Raw genomic sequence first — 18,213 nt, forward strand, 5'->3', positions numbered from 1 at the left:
ACACTGACACTATGACTACCAGCCAAAGCCCGTTGCATGCTCCCACAACGGACGAATACAGCATTCTCGACAACATCATTGCCCAGACCCGTCTCAGTGCCGACGATGAGGCTTATGGCATCGCAAAGCGTGGAGTCTCGGCTTTTATCGAGGAACTGATCAAGCCGCAAAACAAGGGCGAACCGGTCAAGAAGCGCCTGGTTGACCGGATGATTGCCGAGATTGACGCAAGGCTCAGCCAGCAAATGGATGAAATCCTTCACCATCCCGATTTCCAGTCATTGGAGTCATCCTGGCGAGGCCTGGAGCTGCTGGTTGATCGCACCAATTTTCGGGAAAATATCAAGATCGAGCTGCTGAGCGTCTCCCGGCAGGACCTGCTGGATGACTTCGAGGACTCACCGGAGGTTACTCAGTCCGGACTCTACAAGCATATCTACAGTGCCGAATACGGTCAGTTCGGCGGTCAGCCCGTAGGGGCAATCATCGCCAATTATTTCCTTTCACCCAGTGCACCCGACGTCAGGCTGATGCAGTACGTTTCCAGTGTGGCCTGCATGGCCCATGCACCGTTCATTGCTGCGGCCGGTCCTGGTTTTTTCGGGCTGGAGAGCTTCACCGGCCTGCCTGATCTGAAAGACCTGAAAGACCATTTCGAAGGGCCGCAGTTTGCCAAATGGCAGAGCTTTCGCCAGAGCGAAGATGCCCGTTACATCGGCCTCACGGTACCGCGCTTTCTACTGCGTACGCCGTACGATCCCGTTGATTGCCCGGTCAAGACCTTCGCCTACCAGGAAAATGTGGTCAACAGCCACGAGCACTATCTGTGGGGCAACACGGCGTACGCCTTTGCTACCCGCTTGACGGACAGCTTCGCCCGGTTTCGCTGGTGTCCGAACATCATCGGCCCGCAAAGTGGCGGCGCGGTTGAGGACCTGCCGCTGCATCACTTTCACAGCATGGGCGAGATCGAAACCAAGATTCCCACCGAGGTGCTGGTATCTGACCGGCGCGAATATGAGCTGGCGCAAGAGGGCTTCATCGCCCTGACGATGCGCAAGGGCAGCGATAATGCGGCGTTCTTTTCCGCCAGCTCGGTGCAGAAACCCAAGTCCTTTGGAATCAGCGCCGAGGGCAAGGCTGCAGAGCTGAACTACCGGCTTGGCACGCAGTTGCCCTACATGATGATCGTCAATCGCCTGGCTCACTACCTCAAGGTACTTCAGCGTGAACAGCTGGGTTCGTGGAAGGAACGCACCGACCTCGAACTGGAACTCAACAAGTGGATTCGCCAATACGTAGCCGACCAGGACAACCCCAGCGCCGAAGTGCGTGGACGGCGCCCGCTGCGGGCGGCACGCATTGTGGTCAGCGATGTCGACGGTGAGCCTGGCTGGTATCGCGTCAACCTGAGCGTTCGTCCGCACTTCAAGTACATGGGGGCGGACTTCACACTGTCCCTCGTCGGCAAGCTCGATAAAGAATGAGCCGCAGCCACGTGATTACCCAAAACCGCAGCCTTTTCGAACGCCTGGAGTCCGGCGTTGTTCGTAGCCCGCAGGGCTGCGTCGTGGAGTCTGTGGCAAGCCATTTGGCGAAAATGCTCAGCACTCGTGTGGGCAGCGTGCAAACGCTACCTGATTACGGGTTGCCTGATCTGAATGACATGCGCCTCAACCTGCACGACTCGTTGAGCCAGGCACGCTTTTTGATTGAGCGTTTTATCCAGGTATATGAACCCCGTTTGAAGGATGTACGTGTCAAGGCATTACCCCAGGACCGAGACCCGTTGGCCCTGGCTTTCTCCATCGAGGGAGCAATGGAAATCGATGGCCTGACGCAAGCGGTCGCCTTCTGCGCAAGCCTGGCTCACGGCGCACAGGTCGAGGTCAAACCTGATGTCATTTAACCGCTATTACCAGGGCGAGCTGAGTGCGCTGCGACAGTTGGGGCGACGCTTCTGCGAGCGCAACCCTGCACTCGCGCCGTTTCTTGGGGATGCCGGCCAGGATCCTGATGTAGAGCGGTTGCTTGAGGGCTTTGCATTCCTCACCGGTCGCTTGCGTCAGAAGCTTGATGATCAACTACCGGAGTTGAGTCACTCGTTGATGCATTTGCTGTGGCCCAACTATATGCGGCCGCTGCCGGCGTTCAGCATGCTGCAGTTTGACCCGCTCAAGCGGGCAGGGCCGGCCATCAAGGTCGAACGGGATACGCCGGTGGACAGTGTTGCGATCAATGGTGAGCGTTGTCGTTTTCGTACCTGTTACCCGACGGAGGTTTTACCGCTGCAACTGGCCGCTCTGGAGTACTCGGTGCAGGGCGAGGGCGCTTTGCTGTGCCTGCGTCTGCAAATGACGGCCGAGGGCAACTTCAGTGAGTTGGCACTGGGCTGCTTACGTCTGCATCTTGCGGGGGAGCAACCTGTCAGCCAGGCGCTTTACCTGGGCCTTTTGCGTCACCTGGACGGGTTCGAGTTGCAGCCTTTGGGCAGTGATGGGCTGCCAGTTATCGGCGCCGACGGGGAGGCTATGTCATTGCAGCTGTCCAGCAACGAAATCAGCGCGGTGGGCTTTTCCGAGGATGAGGCACTGATCCCTTATCCGTTGAACACCTTTCGGGGCTATCGCCATTTGCAGGAGTACTTCGCCTTTGCGGACAAATACCTGTTTGTCGATGTGGGGGGGCTTGCGGTGATGAACAGCTTGCCCTTTGACGTGCTCAAGCAGGTACATGGCCTGGCGTTGCGCTTCAACATGCGTGGCCGCGGTGTTGAGCGACTGACCCCGACCCTGGATAACGTGAAGTTGTATTGCACGCCTATCGTCAATCTGTTCAAGCACGACGGCGTGCCGATTCGCCTGGACGGCAAGCAGGACGAATACCTGTTGTTGCCAGGCGAATATGCCAGGGGTAACTGCGGCGTATTTTCCGTCGACAAGGTCACGGGATGGCGGCCGGGAGGCTTGGGTTACCAGGAATATGTACCGTTCGAGTCCTTTGAGCACGATTTTGGCAGCGGATCGCCCAGCTACGGCGTTCGCCAGCGGCCATCACTGCAACATACCGGCATGGACACCTGGCTGAGCTTTGACCAACGTCGGGAGCATGATCAGGAAACCCTGTCGGTTGAGCTGACCTGCACCAACCATAACCTGCCACGCCTGTTGCAGGTGGGAGACATCAACCAAGCTTGCGAGCAGACGCCTGAGTTTCTTTCGTTTCGCAACATCACGGCGGCAACCCCCAGTTTTGCGCCTCCTCTGGACAGCGATTTTTTGTGGCGACTGATCAGCAATATGTCGCTCAACTATTTGTCATTGACCGATATCAACGCCTTGAGAGTGATCCTCGAAACCTACGATCTGCCGCGTTATCACGACCGCCAGGTGGAGAAGGTCAGCAGGAGAAGACTGGGTGCACTCCAGTCGATAAGCCACCAGCCGGTGGACCGGCTGCACCGTGGCCTGCCATTTCGCGGCTTGCGGGTTGACCTCACCATCGATCCTGAAGGTTACCTGGGGGAGGGCGACGTGTTCGTCTTTGCCTCGGTACTGAATGAGTTTTTCGCGCTTTACGCCAGCCTCAACTCGTACCACGAACTGCGAGTCATCAGCACACAAGGAGACGTGTACCTATGGCCACCCCGGATGGGTCAGCAGCCCCTGCTTTAACCGCACTGTCCCGAGTGATTCGCGAGTATTCGGTGTTCCAGGCGGTCGCGCAGATCATCGAGCGTTTGCGCAAGGCGCATCCCTCGCTTGATGAGGAGGCGCTCTACGACCAATTGGAGTTCCAGGCCAATCCAGGCTTTGGGTTCCCTGGCAACGATATTGATCGTGTGGAGTTTTTTTCAGAGCACGGCGATCTGCGGGCACGGCTTCGCCTCAACGTGCTGGGGCTATTTGGCACAGGATCACCGCTGCCGGCGTTCTATGGCGAGCAAGCCTTTGTCGAGGTGACGGGCGGCAATCCGACGCGTGATTTTCTTGACCTTTTTCACCATCGCCTGCACCGGCTGATAGTGCCGATCTGGCGAAAATACCGTTATCAGGCGAGCTTTCAAACGGGCGCGAGTGATCCATTTTCCGAACAGATTTTCGCGCTGGTAGGCCTGGGCGGCAGTGCGATTCGCAGCGCCACTCAACTGAACTGGAAGCGCCTGTTGCCTTACCTGGGGCTGCTGAGTCTGCGTGCTCACTCCGCCGCATTGATCGAAACCGTGCTGCGTTATTACTTCAAGCACAGCTGCCTGGTTATTGAACAGTGGGTTGAGCGCACGGTAGTGATTGCCCACGAGCAGCGTAATGACCTTGGTCGCACCTATAGCTCGTTGGGTTCTGACCTGGTGCTGGGAGATCGCATCATCGACCGCAGCGGCATGTTCAGAGTCCATGTCCTGGCGCTGGGCTGGGAGCGTTTTCACGAATTCTTGCCCACTGGAGCGGGCTATCAGCCCTTGTGTGCGTTGGTGCGCTTCGCCGCCCGGGATCCCCTGGAATATGACGTACGACTGGTGTTGGCAGAGGGCGAGGTGCGGCCGTTGCACATCGGCGAACACAACGTCTGCCGCTTGGGCTGGACGAGCTGGCTGGGGCATGAGCGGGCAGACGGCGTGGTCACCTTGGCCAGTAAAACTCATTAGGGATTGATGGATATGATGAATGTGGATCTGCAACAACTTATCCAGACATTAACGGCGCCCACGCGGCGCGATCTGGAACGCTGCGCCGAACGTTGTGTTGCCCGTGGCGGCGGCGAAGTCCTGGTAGAGGACCTGCTGCTGACCCTGCTGGAACATCCCCAGGGCGTGCTGATGCGTGCGCTGCAGGATGCCGGTGTGGACGTCGGTGAACTGCAGGCGGCGCTGCAACCCAAGACCGACCAGAGCGCTTCCCGTAATCCGGTATTTTCACCCGCCTTGGTGCAATGGTTGCAGCAGGCATTGCTGGTAGCCCATCTGGAGTTGGGCCGAAGCGACGTGGAACACGGCGCGTTGTTGCTCGCGTTGTTGCGCAACCCGCTGCAACACGCGGGTAGCCGATATCAGGCCGTATTGGGCAGGCTTGATACGCAGCGCGTGCTCGGGTTTCTCTTGAGTGAGCGTGCAGAGGCGCCTGCAACTGAAGTGGGGAACTCATTACTGGAGCGATTTACCCATGACCTGACTTGCCAGGCGCGGGAGGGGAAACTCGACCCCGTACTTTGTCGCGATAGCGAGATCCGGCAACTGATCGATACCCTTGCACGGCGGCGCAAGAACAACCCCATTCTTGTGGGGGAGGCGGGTGTCGGAAAGACCGCGATTGTCGAGGGCCTGGCCCTGCGAATCGTGGCGGCGCAAGTGCCGGATGTGCTGCGGGAGGTGCGCCTGCTGACCTTGGACATGGGCCTGCTGCAAGCGGGCGCGAGCATCAAGGGCGAGTTCGAACGACGCTTGAAGGGCTTGATCGACGAGGTCAACGCCTCGCTGCAACCGGTCATCCTGTTTATCGACGAGGCCCACACGCTGGTCGGCGCGGGCGGCCAAACCGGCGGCTCCGATGCAGCCAACCTGCTCAAGCCCGCACTGGCGCGCGGTGAGCTACGTACCATCGCTGCCACGACCTGGTCGGAGTACAAGAAGTACTTCGAGAAAGACCCTGCGTTGGCGCGGCGTTTCCAGCCTGTGCTGGTGCACGAGCCGATGGTTGAGGCTGCGGTAACGATTTTACGTGGATTGGCCCCGGTGTATGAGGCCGCTCACGGTGTTTACGTGCGCGATGACGCAGTGGTCGCCGCCGCGCAGTTGAGTGCTCGCTATCTGGCTGGCCGCCAACTGCCTGACAAGGCCGTGGACGTGTTGGACACTGCTTGTGCCCGGGTGCGGATCAGCCTGGTGACGGCACCCGACGAACTGCAGCGCTTGCGCGCCGAACTGGCCGAAGGCACGCGCCAGCAACTCGCCGTGCGTCGGGACGCCGACTCGGGGCTGGCCATCGATGAACAGGCGTTGCAGCAACTCACACACCGACTGCAAGAAGTAGAGGCCGCCCAGTTACAGCTTGAACAACGCTGGAGTCACCAGCGCGGCCTGGCCGGGACGGTGCTCTCTCTGCGCCAGCAACTGGCCGAAGCACGCAACGGTGGCGAAAACATTGAGGCCCTCGAACAGGCACTCGCCGAAAACTATCAAGCGTTGCAGTCCTTACAGCACGAGCAGCGACTGGTCAGCTTCGAAGTGTGCCCGCGGTTGGTGGCACAGGTGATCAGCGCCTGGACCGGTATCCCCCAGGAACAACTGGCCCGTGAGCACAGCGCCAAGGTTTTGAACTTTGCCGAGGATTTGCGCGGCCGAATCCTCGGTCAGGAGTGCGCCGTTGAGGTCCTGGATCGCTGCCTGCGTGCTGTCGCGGCCGGCGTGAACAGGCCTGATGCCCCCGTAGGTGTATTCCTGTTGGTGGGGCCAAGCGGTGTTGGCAAGACAGAAACTGCGCATGCCCTGGCTGACCTGTTGTACGGCGGCGAACGTTTTGTCACCACGATCAATATGTCGGAGTACCAGGAGAAACATTCCTTGTCCCGGTTGATCGGTGCACCGCCGGGTTATGTCGGTTATGGGGAGGGCGGGGTACTGACTGAGGCCGTACGGCAAAAGCCCTATTCAGTTGTGCTGCTCGATGAGGTTGAGAAGGCCGACCCGGATGTCCTGAATCTGTTTTACCAGGTGTTCGACAAAGGTGTGGCCAATGACGGGGAAGGGCGCGAAATCGATTTTCGCAACACCCTGATCCTGATGACTTCCAACCTGGGGAGCGAACGTATCACTGCGCTGTGCGCCGACGCTCAACGACCGGATGTCGAGGTATTGCACGCCGCTATCCGGCCTGTCCTGACGGCTCATTTCAAACCGGCGCTGCTGGCCCGTATGCGTGTAGTCCCGTATTACCCTGTTGTGGGCGTGGTGCTGCACCAACTGATTGAAAACAAACTTCAGCGCCTGGCGCAGCACCTGCTTCAGCGCAAGCTGATGTTCAGTTACGCAGAAGAGTTGGTCGCACACATGGCCGAGCGCTGTAGCCACAGTGAGAGTGGCGCGAGGTTTGTTGATCAATGGATCGAGGCGAACCTGTTGCCGCAGGTGGTGGATCGACTGCTGGACGCCATGGCCGTTGGCAAGCCCCTGCAGTTCGCCCACGCCAGGCTGGACCACAACGGCGCCGTCCTCTGTGAGTTCAACTGATGGCGGACAATCTGTTTGCCCTGCTGCCAAACCCGCTGGATTACGCCGCAGCCTTGTTAGGGTGGTTCACCAGGCTAGGTGCCGATAGCGACGAATCAACACTGGCCGAAGACTTTGTAGCAGGCACCGCGCAGTTGAGCGGGTGTGAACTCAGCCAGTTATACCTGCTCGATGAGACTACCGGCCGCCTCGATCTGGCCGCCCAGCACTTGCCGGGTGCGCGACCTCCTGGGGACGTTGCGAGCCCGGGAGCGGATTTCAAGAGCGAGCAACTGTTGCAATACGTTCTGGGGCAGAACCGCACACTCAACCTGACTGAGCTGGGTAGCAGTGTGTATGACACAGGATTTTTGCCGTTAGTCGCAGTGCCCTGGCAATCACTGCTGTGCGTGCCATTGCTGGGGCAGCGCAAGCAGGTTTCAGGGGTGTTGTTGTGTGCCACACAGCGCTCAACGGCGCTGGCTGGATACGGTGCTTCCCTGGAAAAACTGGGTAGCTTTGCCTTGAGCCAGCTGGCGACTTTACGAAGAACTCGCCGGGCTCCCGGTGCTTTGAAGGTGGTGCGCAATACGCCCGGCACCAGCACCTATGGCTTGATAGGAAACAGTACGGCGATGGACGAAACGTGTCGCCTGATCGGCAAGGTCGTGCATAGCCCCTACACCGTATTGTTGCGGGGAGAGACTGGCACCGGAAAAGAAGTGGTCGCCCGGGCCATTCATGCCGCCGGGCCGCGTAGCAATAAGGCATTTGTGGTGCAAAACTGTGCCGCGTTTCCCGAAGGGTTGCTCGAAAGCGAATTGTTCGGCTACCGCAAAGGCGCTTTCACAGGCGCCGAAAGAGACTACGCCGGTCTGTTTGATACCGCCCACGGCGGCACGTTGCTACTCGATGAAATCGGTGACATGCCGCTGTCACTCCAGGCCAAGTTGCTGCGGGTACTACAGGAGGGCGAGATTCGGCCACTGGGTTCCAATACGACCCATAAGGTCGACGTACGGATCCTTGCGGCGACCCATCGGAACCTCACGAGCATGGTGGCCGAAGGCAGCTTTCGCGAGGATCTTTATTACCGGCTGGCGCAGTTTCCTATCGAGTTGCCGGCGCTACGCCAGCGGGACGGTGACGTGCTGCAACTGGCCCGGCATTTCGCCGATAAAGCCTGCGCAATGCTTGGGCGGGCGCCGTTGGGCTGGTCGAGCGCGGCCCTGGATCAACTGTCCAGCCACAGCTTCCCCGGCAATGTTCGCGAGCTTAAATGCATGGTGGAGCGGGCGGTGCTGCTTTGCGACGACGAAGTCATCCTGCCCCCGCACTTGTCGCTATCGGCTGGCCTGACTGCGCCAGCGGTTGACGCGACGCTGCGCCAGCGCATGGAGCGGGTCGAACGGGTGGTGCTGATCGACTGCCTGCGCAAGAACCGCGGCAATCGAACCCGCACCGCCCGTGAACTGGGCCTTGCCCGACGCACGCTGCTGTACCGCCTTGCGCGTCTGGACATTCCCTTTGGCGACGTCAAGGGGGAGTGCTGAATGGCTCCCCTCAAATTCTGCGATGGCGCCGCCTGTCGGCCGCACCTACCCCAATGGGAGATACCTGATGCCTGTTAGTCAGTGGCAAGCCCTGGTGCTTGTGTTGTTTTTGCTGGGTGGCTGTAACACCAATCATGTCTTTGACGACGGTGACTACCGCCCGCTGGGTGATCCGCAGTCCACCGGTCGTGGCCGATGATCGAAGGGAGTCCTACCATGCAACTCGTGTTTGCGGTGTGCCCTGCGGGGCAAGGAGAGTCAGCTCTGGCACCGACCAAGAGCTTTAACGGTATTGGCGGCGTCATCGGCCGGGGGGCCAGTTGTGACTGGACCCTTCCCGACGCCAGCCGCCAGCTCTCCAGCCGCCACGCGGTGGTCAGCTATCGTGACGGCCGGTATTTCCTGGCGGACATCAGTAGTAATGGAACCCGCCTTGCAGGCAGCGGCGAGCGTCTGCGGGAGGGACAGGAGCAACCGATAGATGACGGCACGGTATTTCAATTAGGGCCGTTGAATATTCGCGCACGGCTGGTCAGCCCGGCGGCGGCTCCGGACCACGATGGATTGCACACGCTGATTCCCGATGATGCATTTCTTGAGTTGGATCCGGTGCGGGCACTCGACGCAGAACTGCAGCGTCGCGAAGAGTCGCAAGAGCTGTCCGCGCTGACCATCATCAGTCCAGAGGCATTGCAGTGGACGGACCACGCAGCGGCGGACAGGGATCATATGACGGTTCCCGAGCTTGTGGAGCCCACGCGCAAGGTGGCCCCGAGCCGGCAATTGCCACCTCAAAACCAAGGCTCAGACCCATTTTGGTCGGGGTTCGCGCAGGCACTCGGTATTGATCTGGACACGCTCGATGGGCCGGGAAGAGAGGTTTTGGCGATAAAGGCGGCGGGTTTGCTCAGGCAAATGACTGAAGGATTGCAACAGAGCCTGAGCACCCGCAGCGAGCTCAAGCATGAACTGAAACTGGCAGTCACCCACACGCCGATCCAGAGTCCCAATCCTCTTAAAGACAGCGCCGACGCCAGCGCAGCTCTGGAGATACTGCTGGGCACCGGGCAGTTGGGACAGGTGTCCGCCGAGAGGGTCGTCACGCGGGCCTACCGCGATATGCAGGCCCACCAGGTGGCTTTGCTGGTGGCCTGCCGCGCGGCAGTACGCGGGGCTCTGGCGGCCTTTGCACCCGGTCATTTGCTGCTGTGCTTCGAGCGCCAGGCGAAGCCCCCGCTGATTCCCCGGTGTGGCACCCACTGGCGGGCGTATCAGCGCCATTACCAAACGCTGATCGAGGACGAGCATTTGAGCGATCGCCTGTTGGGCAGCGACTTCACCAAGGCCTACGAGGAGCAGATTCGTCTGATCTCAACCCTTCACCGTTATCCAGGATGATCTTCATGTCCCGAGTCACCGTTGCATTGTTGTGCGCTGTAATGGGCCTGCTGGGGGGGTGTTCCCTGTCGCCCTTTTCGAAGCTGACCAAGCTGGACCTGACACTGACGGCCAGCGAACGGGTCAACCCCGACCTCCATGGTCGCCCGTCGCCGATCGTGGTGCACCTGATGGAGCTCCGACACCCCGTGGCTTTTGAGAATGCCGACTTTTTCAGCCTTTACGGCCATGGGGCGCAGGCCTTGCCCAAAGACCTGGTGAACCTCGAAGAGTTGGAGCTGCGTCCCGGCGATCACACCACGCTCAAGCTCAGTCTTGAGCCGGGTAGTCGCTATGTCGGCGTGCTGGCGGCCTACCGTGATTTGCCCCACTCGCAATGGCGTTATGTGCTGCCGGTAACTGCGCAGCAATTGACGCGCGCCGAACTGGTCCTTGATCAGGCCGGTATTCGGTTGGTGAGTCCGCACTCAGCCAAGGCGGGCGACTGACATGCACAGCCAAAAAGTCATCTGGCAGGAAGGCATGTTGCTGCGCCCTCAGCATTTTCAGCAAAACGATCGTTACCACGATCAGCAACTCAAGCGCCGCACGCAGTTGTTGTGCCTTCATGCCTGGGGCTTCCTGGCCCTGGAAATCGATGTGCAATACCTCAACATGGGCAAGGTAGTCGTCAGCCAGGCCAGCGGGATATTGCCGGATGGCAGCTTGTTCGAGCTGGGTGGGGCCATGGAATCGCTGGTGCTCGAGGTTCCGGTAAATACCGGAAAACAGGCGGTTTACCTGGCATTGCCCTTGGCCACCAGTCACTGCATAGAAGCTCGTCGACCCGAGCAGGCCGATGTATTGGCGCGCTACAAAACCCTGGCGGTAGACGTCAGCGACTCCAACGCCGGGGAGGATTCTCGTCGCCAGGTAAATTGCGGGCAGCTGGATTTTCGCCTGCTGCTGGGGGAGCAACACAGTGACCAGAACTACGTGAAGCTTAAGGTCGCCCAGGTGCTCAACTGCACGGAGGAGGGCGTTAGCCTGGATGCCGATTTTATCCCGACCTTCATCCACCTGCATGGCTCCGCGTATCTGTTGTCTTGCCTCAAGGAAGTGATCAGCCTGCTCGCTCACCGGGGTGATGCCATTGCCGCGCGGATTCGCGCGAATGGCACCGCCGCAGGTGCAGAGGTTGGTGACTTCCTGATGTTGCAATTGATCAATCGCACCGAACTGGTCCTGCTTCACTATCTCGGAATGAATCAGGTCAGCCCTGAAACGCTGTATCGCACACTGCTGTCGATTCTGGGTGAACTCGCCACGTTTGCCAGTGACAGTAAGCGTGCGCATTTCGAGGGGCATTACCGGCACAGCGACCAGGGCGCCAGCTTTCGTGGGTTGATGGAGGCGATTCGCGGCCTGCTGTCGATGGTGCTTGAGCAGCATGCCGTTGAGCTTGCGCTGCAGCCTCGCCAGTACGGGGTATTGGTGTGCCCGGTGAGCGACCTGAACCTGTTGGATTCGGCAACCTTCATCCTGGCCGCCAGTGCCCATTGTGAATCCGAGGAACTGCGCCACCGGCTTCCCGCACACCTCAAGGTCGGCCCTGTGGAGCGGATTCGCGAATTGGTCAACCTGCACTTGGCGGGCATCAAGGTCAAGCCGCTGCCGGTGGCTCCCCGGCAGATTCCGTTTCATGCCGCAAAAACCTATTTCATGCTCGAACTCGGTGCCCGCGACATCGAGCAGTTGAAGCATTCGGGAGGGTTTGCCTTCCACGTCAGCGGCGAATTTGCCGAACTGGAACTGAAATTCTGGGCCATCAGGAACTGAGACCATGGACAGGGAATACCCGCAGGATGAGAAAACCGTCCTGCTCGATCGGCAGGGGCGTGGGCCGGCGCAAGGACCGATAACCGACTTTGCATCGCCGCCGCGTTTCGAACAACTGGAAGACCGGATGATCTACGCCGCCCGCTTGCAGGGCGCGGAGCACTTCAACGTTGGCCTGAATGGTTTGGTCGCGCCTGCCTGGGAGCTGTTGTCCGAGGTGGTGCAACTCAAGCGCAGCGACGCGCAGGAAAGCCTGCGCGCGCTCAACGAGCGGCTGTCATCGGCGGTCACGCTTTTTGAAACACGGGCCCGGCATGACGGGGCGCAGAGCAGCGAGGTGATGGCGGCGCGGTATGTGTTGTGCAGTGTGATCGACGAGGCAGTGGTCACCACCTCATGGGGCAGCCAGAGCGATTGGTCGAAGATGAGCCTGCTGAGCAGCTTTCACAACGAAACCTTCGGTGGCGAGAAGTTTTTCCAGTTGCTTGAGCGAATGTCGAGGGACCCCTTCAAGCACCTGGCGATGCTGGAGCTGATGTACCTGTGCCTGTCGCTTGGGTTTGAGGGCAAGTACCGGGTCATGGAGCGTGGTTTGTTGCAGCTTGAACAGGTTCGCGATGCGCTGTATCGGCAGATCCGGCATGTACGGGGCGATTCCCCTCCTGCTTGCGCGCCGCCGCCCAGGCCGGTACAGCAGCGCCAGGGGCGCTTGAGGGTTGTGTCGGCAACCTGGGTCGCGGTGTTTGTCGTGGCCTGCCTGTTGACCCTGTATTCCGGGTTTGCCTGGGTATTGGGCGAGCAGCGCGAGAGGGTGCTGCAACCGTATCAACCAGTGGCGCCGGATATTACCCGGGCGCCCCTCTAACGCAGGGAGCAACTCATGAACGCATTCTTCAGGAACGCGGGCGCTGTGCTGGGCAGGATTTGGGTCTGGAGCCTGTTGCTGGTGCTCGCGGTTGCGATGGCAGTGTGGTTCTTCGGGCCATTGCTGGCCGTCGATGATTATCGATTCTGGCAAACCGCGGCAGCGCGCTTGTTGACGATCAGCGGGCTGTTTCTGTTGTGGGGCCTGGCGATGGCGTATGCCAATTGGCGCAGCATGACGCGACAAGGCGCCATCGACCATGTTGACCCGCGCCCGCGCAAAGGTCTTGTCGAAAACGAGCAGCGGCACCTGCGCGATCGATTCAAGGACGCTCTGCAGATCCTGAAAAACTCCAGGATCTATGGCGAACGCAGCCCGCGTTGGCGTAATGCATTGCCGTGGTATTTGTTGATCGGCAAGCAAGGCAGTGGCAAGTCCCGAATGTTGGCAGCCAGCGGATTGCAACTGCTCCAGGACAGGGGCGAGTCGACTGCGGATGTCGGTGGAGCCTCCTGCTGTGATTGGCATTTCGCCGAAGACGGCGTATTGCTCGATACTGCTGGCCGCTACCTCACCCAGCCTGACAGCAGTGTGGATGGCGCAGGTTGGTCGATGCTGCTGGGCCTGCTCAAGGTGCGTCGCCGAACACGCCCGCTCAATGGTGTGGTGGTGGCCCTGTCGATGGAAACATTGCTCCATGGCAGCGAGCGTGATCTGGAGAATGATGCCCGGGCAGTCCAAAGTCGGCTGCAGGATATCCAGCAGACGTTGCATGTAGATGTGCCGATTTATCTGGTGGTGACCCAGGCGGACCGCCTGCGGGGATTTGCAGAGTTCTTCGACCGCCCGCTGGGCGAGAGCAGTGACGCGGTGCTCGGCGAATACATCGTCCCGGGCAAAGGCGGTATTGAAATCAGCCAGGTACGCCAGGCGTTTGAAGCCCTGCTTCAGCGTTTGAGCGGTGAGCTTGTGCAGCGCTTGCACCAGGAGCGTAACAGCGACCTGCGCGGCCGGATGCTCGATTTTCCTCATCAGGCGGCCCGGATTGGCGAACGTCTGAGCCTGTACATCGAAGTTGCCTTCTGCGGCCCGCGTTATCAGCGTACCAATGGATTTCGTGGTTTCTACCTGACCAGTGCGGACGGTGGCTCACAGGCACTTGAACCTCGCTCGCACTTTATCCAGGGATTGTTCAACCGGGTGATCCTGGCGCAAGCCGATCTGGCGGGCCTCGACGGTCAGGAGCGACGTCGAATACGCTGGCGTCAGGGTTTGCTGGCCCTCAGTGCGCTACTGGTTGTGGGGGCTGCGGGCCTGCTTTGGACCCACAGTTACTCTTCCAATCATCAGCGCCTGGAGCAACTGCGGGATCTGGTGCGACAGCCTGCGCCCGCGCAGCCCGGATCGGACGCTACCCTGGCACTCCTGCCCCTGCTGGACAGTCGCCTGGCGGCCACTCGGGTTTTTCCCGTGCAGGGCGAGGCGAGGCTGGCTGAACGGGTTGGTTTGTATCAAGGCAATATCAGCCGTCCAGTGCTGGAGCAGGCCTATGAGCACGCCTTGGGTCAGTTACTGCTGTCCCAGGTCAGCGAGATGCTGCAAGAGCAGGTTCGCGGCAGCCTGGAAGATCGCGAGCGTTTGCAGGATAACCTTCGCGCGTACCTGATGCTCAACCTGCGGGAGCGCCGGGATGCCGGCTGGCTGCGCGAGCGGGTGGCGGGGCATTGGTCGATACGTTTTGCCGGTGAGCCTTCCGTGCAAACCCGTTTGAATGAGCACTTCGCGCACTTGCTTGAGCAGCCGTTCGTGCAGTCGCTCAATGACGAACTGGTGGCCCAGGCGCGCCACGTGTTGCGGGGTGAATCACTGGTCGATGTGGTTTACCGCGTACTGCGCGAACAAGCCCGCAGCCTTGAACCGTTACGCCTTGCACAAGGGTCGGTGTTTGACGGGGTCAACCTTCCCATTCCAGGGTTTTATACCAGGAAGTACCTGCGGCATTTCGAAGAGCAGGGTGCGCGGCTGGTAAACACCATTGTCCAGGACAACTGGGTGCTGGGGGAGGGCGCTGACCTGAGTGCGATGGACTTGCAACGGTTGATGGTGGAGCTTGAGCAACGCTACTTCAGCGAGTATGCCAATGCCTGGAGTGAGGCGCTTGGGCGGATTCGCCTGCGTGAGACTGACAATTCCCGGCAAGGCTCCGAGCAACTCGCCAGCCTGACGTCAGCCCAGTCACCGTTGCTGCAGTTGTTACAACAGGTTCGTGACAACACGCGTTTGCCATTGGCCAACGAACGCCTCGATGACCTGGCTGCCAAACTGCCAGGCCCTGCGGCAGAACTGGTACAGGTCGCCCAGGCCGGGTTGGCTAACGCGTTGCCCGACACGGCACGGCTTACAATGCAACGCCGTTTCGAGCCCCTGCACCAGTTGCTGGACAGCCAGCAGAACCCGGGCGCCGAGTTGACTCAAGCGTTGCAGGCACTCAACGACTTGCACCTGCAGTTGGCGGTCTTGAATCGCGAAGGCTCGCCCGAGCCGGTCGCCTTTGAGATGGTCAAGCGCCGGGTCCAGGGGCAGCAGGATGCGCTGAGTAACCTGCGTAACGTTACTGCACGTTTGCCATTGCCGCTGGCGGGCTGGTTCGAAAGCCTGGCCGACGAGCATTGGCGCCGCCTGCTCGAGCAAGCCTATCGCCATGTGAACCAGCGCTATCAAAGTGAGGTATATGGTTTTTACGCCAAGGCGATCAAGCAACGTTTCCCGTTCAATGCCCACGCCAGCAGCGACGTTTCCCTCCACGATTTTCAGGAGTTCTTCAAACCCGAGGGGGTGATGGCGCGGTTTTTTGACAGCTATCTTAGGCCGTTTGTCAGCGGTGATGCCGGTCGCTACAGGCTGCGCAGCCTGGATGGCCGAAGCTTGCCGATGTCCCGGGCGTTGCTGGACCAGCAAGCGAAGGTGCAGGTGATCAGGCGCGGTTTTTTTGCGGATGAGCCGGGTGACTTGCAGGTTCGTTTTACGCTGGCGCCCTACAGCCTGGACCCGGCGGTGAGCCGCGCGGTCTTGCGTCTTGGTGACCAGCAGATGGAGTACCGGCACGGGCCGATTGTCCCCATGGCGATGCAATGGCCAACCGAGGCTGAAAATGGTCGCAGCAGCCTGGTGTTGGAGCGGGGCAGTGAGCGGGCGTTGGGACTCGAAAAAAATGCCGGGGCCTGGTCCGTGTTCCGCTTGTTCGACCTGATGCAGAGCGAACCCTCCAGCGGGCAGGACGTGCTGATCCTCAAGGCTGACCTTGCAGGCTTGCGCGCCAACTACTTGCTGACCAGCCGGCGCACGCCCAATCCGTTTCAGATGGCGCAGTGGCGTACCTTTCGCCTGCCGGAGCAGTTGTGAACCAAGGTCAGGATCGCTGGCGCAGCGCTGGCCGAACGGACCGTGGCAAGCTCCGGTCGCGCAACGAGGATGCCTTTCTCGATTGTCCGAGGCTTGGCTGCTGGGCCGTGGCGGACGGGATGGGCGGGCATCGGGCGGGTGATATTGCCAGCCAACTGGTGGTCGATAGCCTGGCGTCGTTGCCTGGCCGGGGTAGCCTGGACGAACGTGTCGAGTCGACCCGACGTTGCCTGCAATGGCTCAACCGGCGGCTGGGCGAGGAGTTGACGGTAACCGCCCATGGCGGCGACCGCACCATGGGGAGCACCGTCGTGGCGTTGCTGCTTCAGGGCGATCGCGCCGCTTGTGTCTGGGCCGGTGACAGTCGTTGCTACCTGTGGCGCGGGCAGACGTTGTACCAGCTGTCGCGGGATCATTCGTTGTTCGAGCAATTGATTGATCAGCGAGTGAGCGCGGAACAGGCCAGGGCACATCCTGATTCACGGGCTCTGACCCGCGCAATCGGCTCGCGGGATCCGTTGAGTCCGCAGGTGTTGGAGCTCAAGACATTGGCTGGGGATGTGTTTCTGCTGTGCAGTGACGGCCTGTACCAGGCGCTCAGCCATTGCGAGCTGGGGCAGGCATTGAGCCTGGCAACCCCAGAGCGGGTTCTCGACCAACTGTTCACAGGCGTATTGCGCGGTGCCGCCAGCGACAACCTGACCGCGGTGGTGGTGCAGTCATGAGCGATGAGGCAGACATCAAGGCCACGTCCTCTCTGAGTCACCCATTGACCCACTTTGCCTTTGCCAGGGCGCAGGAAAACCCGCAGCGTGATGGCATGCCTGCAGTGCTTGCCGGGCGATACCTTATCGAACGAGTGCTGGGTGCCGGCGGCATGGGCGTGGTCTATCGCGCACGGGACCTGCTGCACGAACAGTTTGGCGAGTCGCGCTCCAGTGTTGCGATCAAGGTACTGGGCGAAGCCATCCGCGAATCTGCGGACGCCCACGTGCTGCTCTACAGCGAGTTTGCCCTGACGCGCAGCCTTCGGCATGAGCAGGTGGTGCGTGTGTTTTCGTTTGAAGTGGATGCTCCCTGCCAGATGGCTTTCTTCACCATGGAACTGCTCCAGGGCATGACCCTGGACCGGCTGCTGCTGGAGTGCCCCGCCGGCCTGCCGTGGCGGGAGTTGCAATGCATCGCCGTGCAACTGCTCGATGCGTTGCGCCATAGCCATCAGCAGGGTGTGCTGCATGGCGACGTGAAACCCGGCAATGTCATAGTGGGAGATGACGGGCTGCGCCTGTTTGATTTTGGTTTGGGCCAGGCTTCAGGGCAGGTTGCAGCGGGATCGGCAGGCTTGAGCCGCAGTCGTTTCAATGCCTGGACGCCAGCGTACGCCGCGCCGGAGTTACTGGCCGGCAGTGCGCTGTCGGCCAGTGCTGATCTGTACGCGGTGGCGTGTGTGCTTTACGAGTTGGCACACGGACGGCGCCAGTCCGGTGACCGGCCGCTCCGACCCAGGCAGTTGCCTCGGCATTGCTGGCCGGCCTTACGTACGGCTTTGGCGCCAGACCCTGAACACAGGGCCATCACCCTTGATGAGTTACACGAGGTGCTCGGCGATACCCGCCAAGGCTTGAGCCACTGGTTCTAGCCGGGCAGATCATGCAACTGGCAATATTCCGCCCAACTCAGGCCTGCCATTTGCGCCACTTCCTTGTGCACCTCAAGGCGTTGGGCCTCGAATTCCGCCGGGGAATGCGCCGTCAGTTTAAGCGTCAGTTCCCAGGCAAACAGGCCCTGTTGCTCGGCTTCGGCCTCAAAGGCTTCATGCAGGCGCTCGGCGCGGTATTGCTCGATTGTTTCACCTTTGGCCTGTGCCGCCAGTGGGTTCAACGTATTGAGTTCTGCGGCCAGGGCCGGGTGCTCGCTCAAGAATCTGTCCAGGGCGAGCTGGTGGTTTTCGCCGGGTTGTGACAAAGGTTTACTCC

At 60.3% G+C, this 18,213-nt stretch carries 15 protein-coding genes; 14 read left to right on the top strand and 1 reads right to left on the bottom strand.

Annotated elements, in window-relative coordinates; genetic code table 11:
• Window positions 1–11 precede the first annotated feature (11 nt).
• From tssC to CEC48_RS19770, 14 genes are all read left to right on the top strand, one after another.
• On the top strand, window positions 12–1,487 hold the full coding sequence (gene tssC, locus CEC48_RS19705; RefSeq protein WP_088425258.1) for a type VI secretion system contractile sheath large subunit: 1,476 nt from the start codon (window positions 12–14) through the stop codon (window positions 1,485–1,487).
• The gene (gene tssE, locus CEC48_RS19710) at window positions 1,484–1,909 is read left to right on the top strand and encodes a type VI secretion system baseplate subunit TssE (protein WP_088425259.1); all 426 of its coding nucleotides are present in this window, start codon (window positions 1,484–1,486) and stop codon (window positions 1,907–1,909) included. The genes tssC and tssE overlap by 4 nt, the downstream gene beginning before the upstream one ends.
• Window positions 1,899–3,674, top strand: a complete 1,776-nt coding sequence (tssF, locus tag CEC48_RS19715; RefSeq protein ID WP_088425260.1) for a type VI secretion system baseplate subunit TssF — start codon at window positions 1,899–1,901, stop codon at window positions 3,672–3,674. The genes tssE and tssF overlap by 11 nt, the downstream gene beginning before the upstream one ends.
• A complete protein-coding gene (gene tssG, locus CEC48_RS19720; RefSeq protein ID WP_088425261.1) occupies window positions 3,638–4,645 on the top strand; it encodes a type VI secretion system baseplate subunit TssG in 1,008 nt (335 codons plus the stop codon). The genes tssF and tssG overlap by 37 nt, the downstream gene beginning before the upstream one ends.
• A 12-nt stretch (window positions 4,646–4,657) precedes the next feature.
• Window positions 4,658–7,222, top strand: coding sequence for a type VI secretion system ATPase TssH (tssH, locus tag CEC48_RS19725; RefSeq protein ID WP_088425262.1), 2,565 nt, complete (start codon window positions 4,658–4,660; stop codon window positions 7,220–7,222).
• Entirely contained in the window at window positions 7,222–8,754 is a 1,533-nt protein-coding gene (locus tag CEC48_RS19730) for a sigma-54-dependent Fis family transcriptional regulator (protein WP_088425263.1), read from the top strand. Before tssH ends, CEC48_RS19730 begins: the two co-directional genes overlap by 1 nt.
• A 67-nt stretch (window positions 8,755–8,821) precedes the next feature.
• Window positions 8,822–8,953 carry a type VI secretion protein TagU gene (locus CEC48_RS19735; protein WP_088425264.1) on the top strand — a complete coding sequence of 44 codons (132 nt, stop codon included), beginning with the start codon at window positions 8,822–8,824 and terminating at the stop codon, window positions 8,951–8,953.
• A 17-nt stretch (window positions 8,954–8,970) separates the two neighbouring features.
• On the top strand, window positions 8,971–10,152 hold the full coding sequence (gene tagH / locus CEC48_RS19740) for a type VI secretion system-associated FHA domain protein TagH (protein ID WP_088425265.1): 1,182 nt from the start codon (window positions 8,971–8,973) through the stop codon (window positions 10,150–10,152).
• Between the two features lie 5 nt (window positions 10,153–10,157).
• Window positions 10,158–10,640 carry a type VI secretion system lipoprotein TssJ gene (tssJ, locus tag CEC48_RS19745; protein WP_088425266.1) on the top strand — a complete coding sequence of 161 codons (483 nt, stop codon included), beginning with the start codon at window positions 10,158–10,160 and terminating at the stop codon, window positions 10,638–10,640.
• A gap of 1 nt (window position 10,641) precedes the next feature.
• A complete protein-coding gene (gene tssK, locus CEC48_RS19750; RefSeq protein ID WP_088425267.1) occupies window positions 10,642–11,970 on the top strand; it encodes a type VI secretion system baseplate subunit TssK in 1,329 nt (442 codons plus the stop codon).
• Window positions 11,971–11,974: 4 nt separating this feature from the next.
• A complete protein-coding gene (icmH, locus tag CEC48_RS19755) occupies window positions 11,975–12,835 on the top strand; it encodes a type IVB secretion system protein IcmH/DotU (protein WP_088425268.1) in 861 nt (286 codons plus the stop codon).
• A 15-nt stretch (window positions 12,836–12,850) separates the two neighbouring features.
• Entirely contained in the window at window positions 12,851–16,237 is a 3,387-nt protein-coding gene (tssM, locus tag CEC48_RS19760; RefSeq protein ID WP_088425269.1) for a type VI secretion system membrane subunit TssM, read from the top strand.
• Entirely contained in the window at window positions 16,234–16,962 is a 729-nt protein-coding gene (locus CEC48_RS19765; protein WP_088425270.1) for a PP2C family serine/threonine-protein phosphatase, read from the top strand. Before tssM ends, CEC48_RS19765 begins: the two co-directional genes overlap by 4 nt.
• Window positions 16,959–17,876, top strand: coding sequence for a serine/threonine-protein kinase (locus CEC48_RS19770; RefSeq protein WP_088425271.1), 918 nt, complete (start codon window positions 16,959–16,961; stop codon window positions 17,874–17,876). The genes CEC48_RS19765 and CEC48_RS19770 overlap by 4 nt, the downstream gene beginning before the upstream one ends.
• Here the strand turns inward: CEC48_RS19770 and CEC48_RS19775 are convergent.
• Complete coding sequence (locus CEC48_RS19775) at window positions 17,873–18,202, bottom strand: DUF6388 family protein (protein ID WP_088425272.1); 330 nt, start codon at window positions 18,200–18,202, stop codon at window positions 17,873–17,875. The genes CEC48_RS19770 and CEC48_RS19775 overlap by 4 nt on opposite strands.
• Window positions 18,203–18,213: the final 11 nt, after the last annotated feature.

It is taken from the genome of Pseudomonas sp. K2I15, assembly GCF_002204795.1.
Classification (GTDB): domain Bacteria; phylum Pseudomonadota; class Gammaproteobacteria; order Pseudomonadales; family Pseudomonadaceae; genus Aquipseudomonas.

Excerpts from the sequence above, each read along its gene's own strand:
- tssJ (WP_088425266.1), top strand. The coding sequence starts at position 10,158 with ATGTCCCGAGTCACCGTTGCATTGTTGTGCGCTGTAATGGGCCTGCTG.
- CEC48_RS19770 (WP_088425271.1), top strand. The coding sequence starts at position 16,959 with ATGAGCGATGAGGCAGACATCAAGGCCACGTCCTCTCTGAGTCACCCA.
- tssM (WP_088425269.1), top strand. The coding sequence starts at position 12,851 with ATGAACGCATTCTTCAGGAACGCGGGCGCTGTGCTGGGCAGGATTTGG.
- tssE (WP_088425259.1), top strand. The coding sequence starts at position 1,484 with ATGAGCCGCAGCCACGTGATTACCCAAAACCGCAGCCTTTTCGAACGC.
- tssG (WP_088425261.1), top strand. The coding sequence starts at position 3,638 with ATGGCCACCCCGGATGGGTCAGCAGCCCCTGCTTTAACCGCACTGTCC.
- tssC (WP_088425258.1), top strand. The coding sequence starts at position 12 with ATGACTACCAGCCAAAGCCCGTTGCATGCTCCCACAACGGACGAATAC.
- tssH (WP_088425262.1), top strand. The coding sequence starts at position 4,658 with ATGATGAATGTGGATCTGCAACAACTTATCCAGACATTAACGGCGCCC.
- icmH (WP_088425268.1), top strand. The coding sequence starts at position 11,975 with ATGGACAGGGAATACCCGCAGGATGAGAAAACCGTCCTGCTCGATCGG.
- tagH (WP_088425265.1), top strand. The coding sequence starts at position 8,971 with ATGCAACTCGTGTTTGCGGTGTGCCCTGCGGGGCAAGGAGAGTCAGCT.
- tssF (WP_088425260.1), top strand. The coding sequence starts at position 1,899 with ATGTCATTTAACCGCTATTACCAGGGCGAGCTGAGTGCGCTGCGACAG.
- CEC48_RS19730 (WP_088425263.1), top strand. The coding sequence starts at position 7,222 with ATGGCGGACAATCTGTTTGCCCTGCTGCCAAACCCGCTGGATTACGCC.
- CEC48_RS19735 (WP_088425264.1), top strand. The coding sequence starts at position 8,822 with ATGCCTGTTAGTCAGTGGCAAGCCCTGGTGCTTGTGTTGTTTTTGCTG.
- tssK (WP_088425267.1), top strand. The coding sequence starts at position 10,642 with ATGCACAGCCAAAAAGTCATCTGGCAGGAAGGCATGTTGCTGCGCCCT.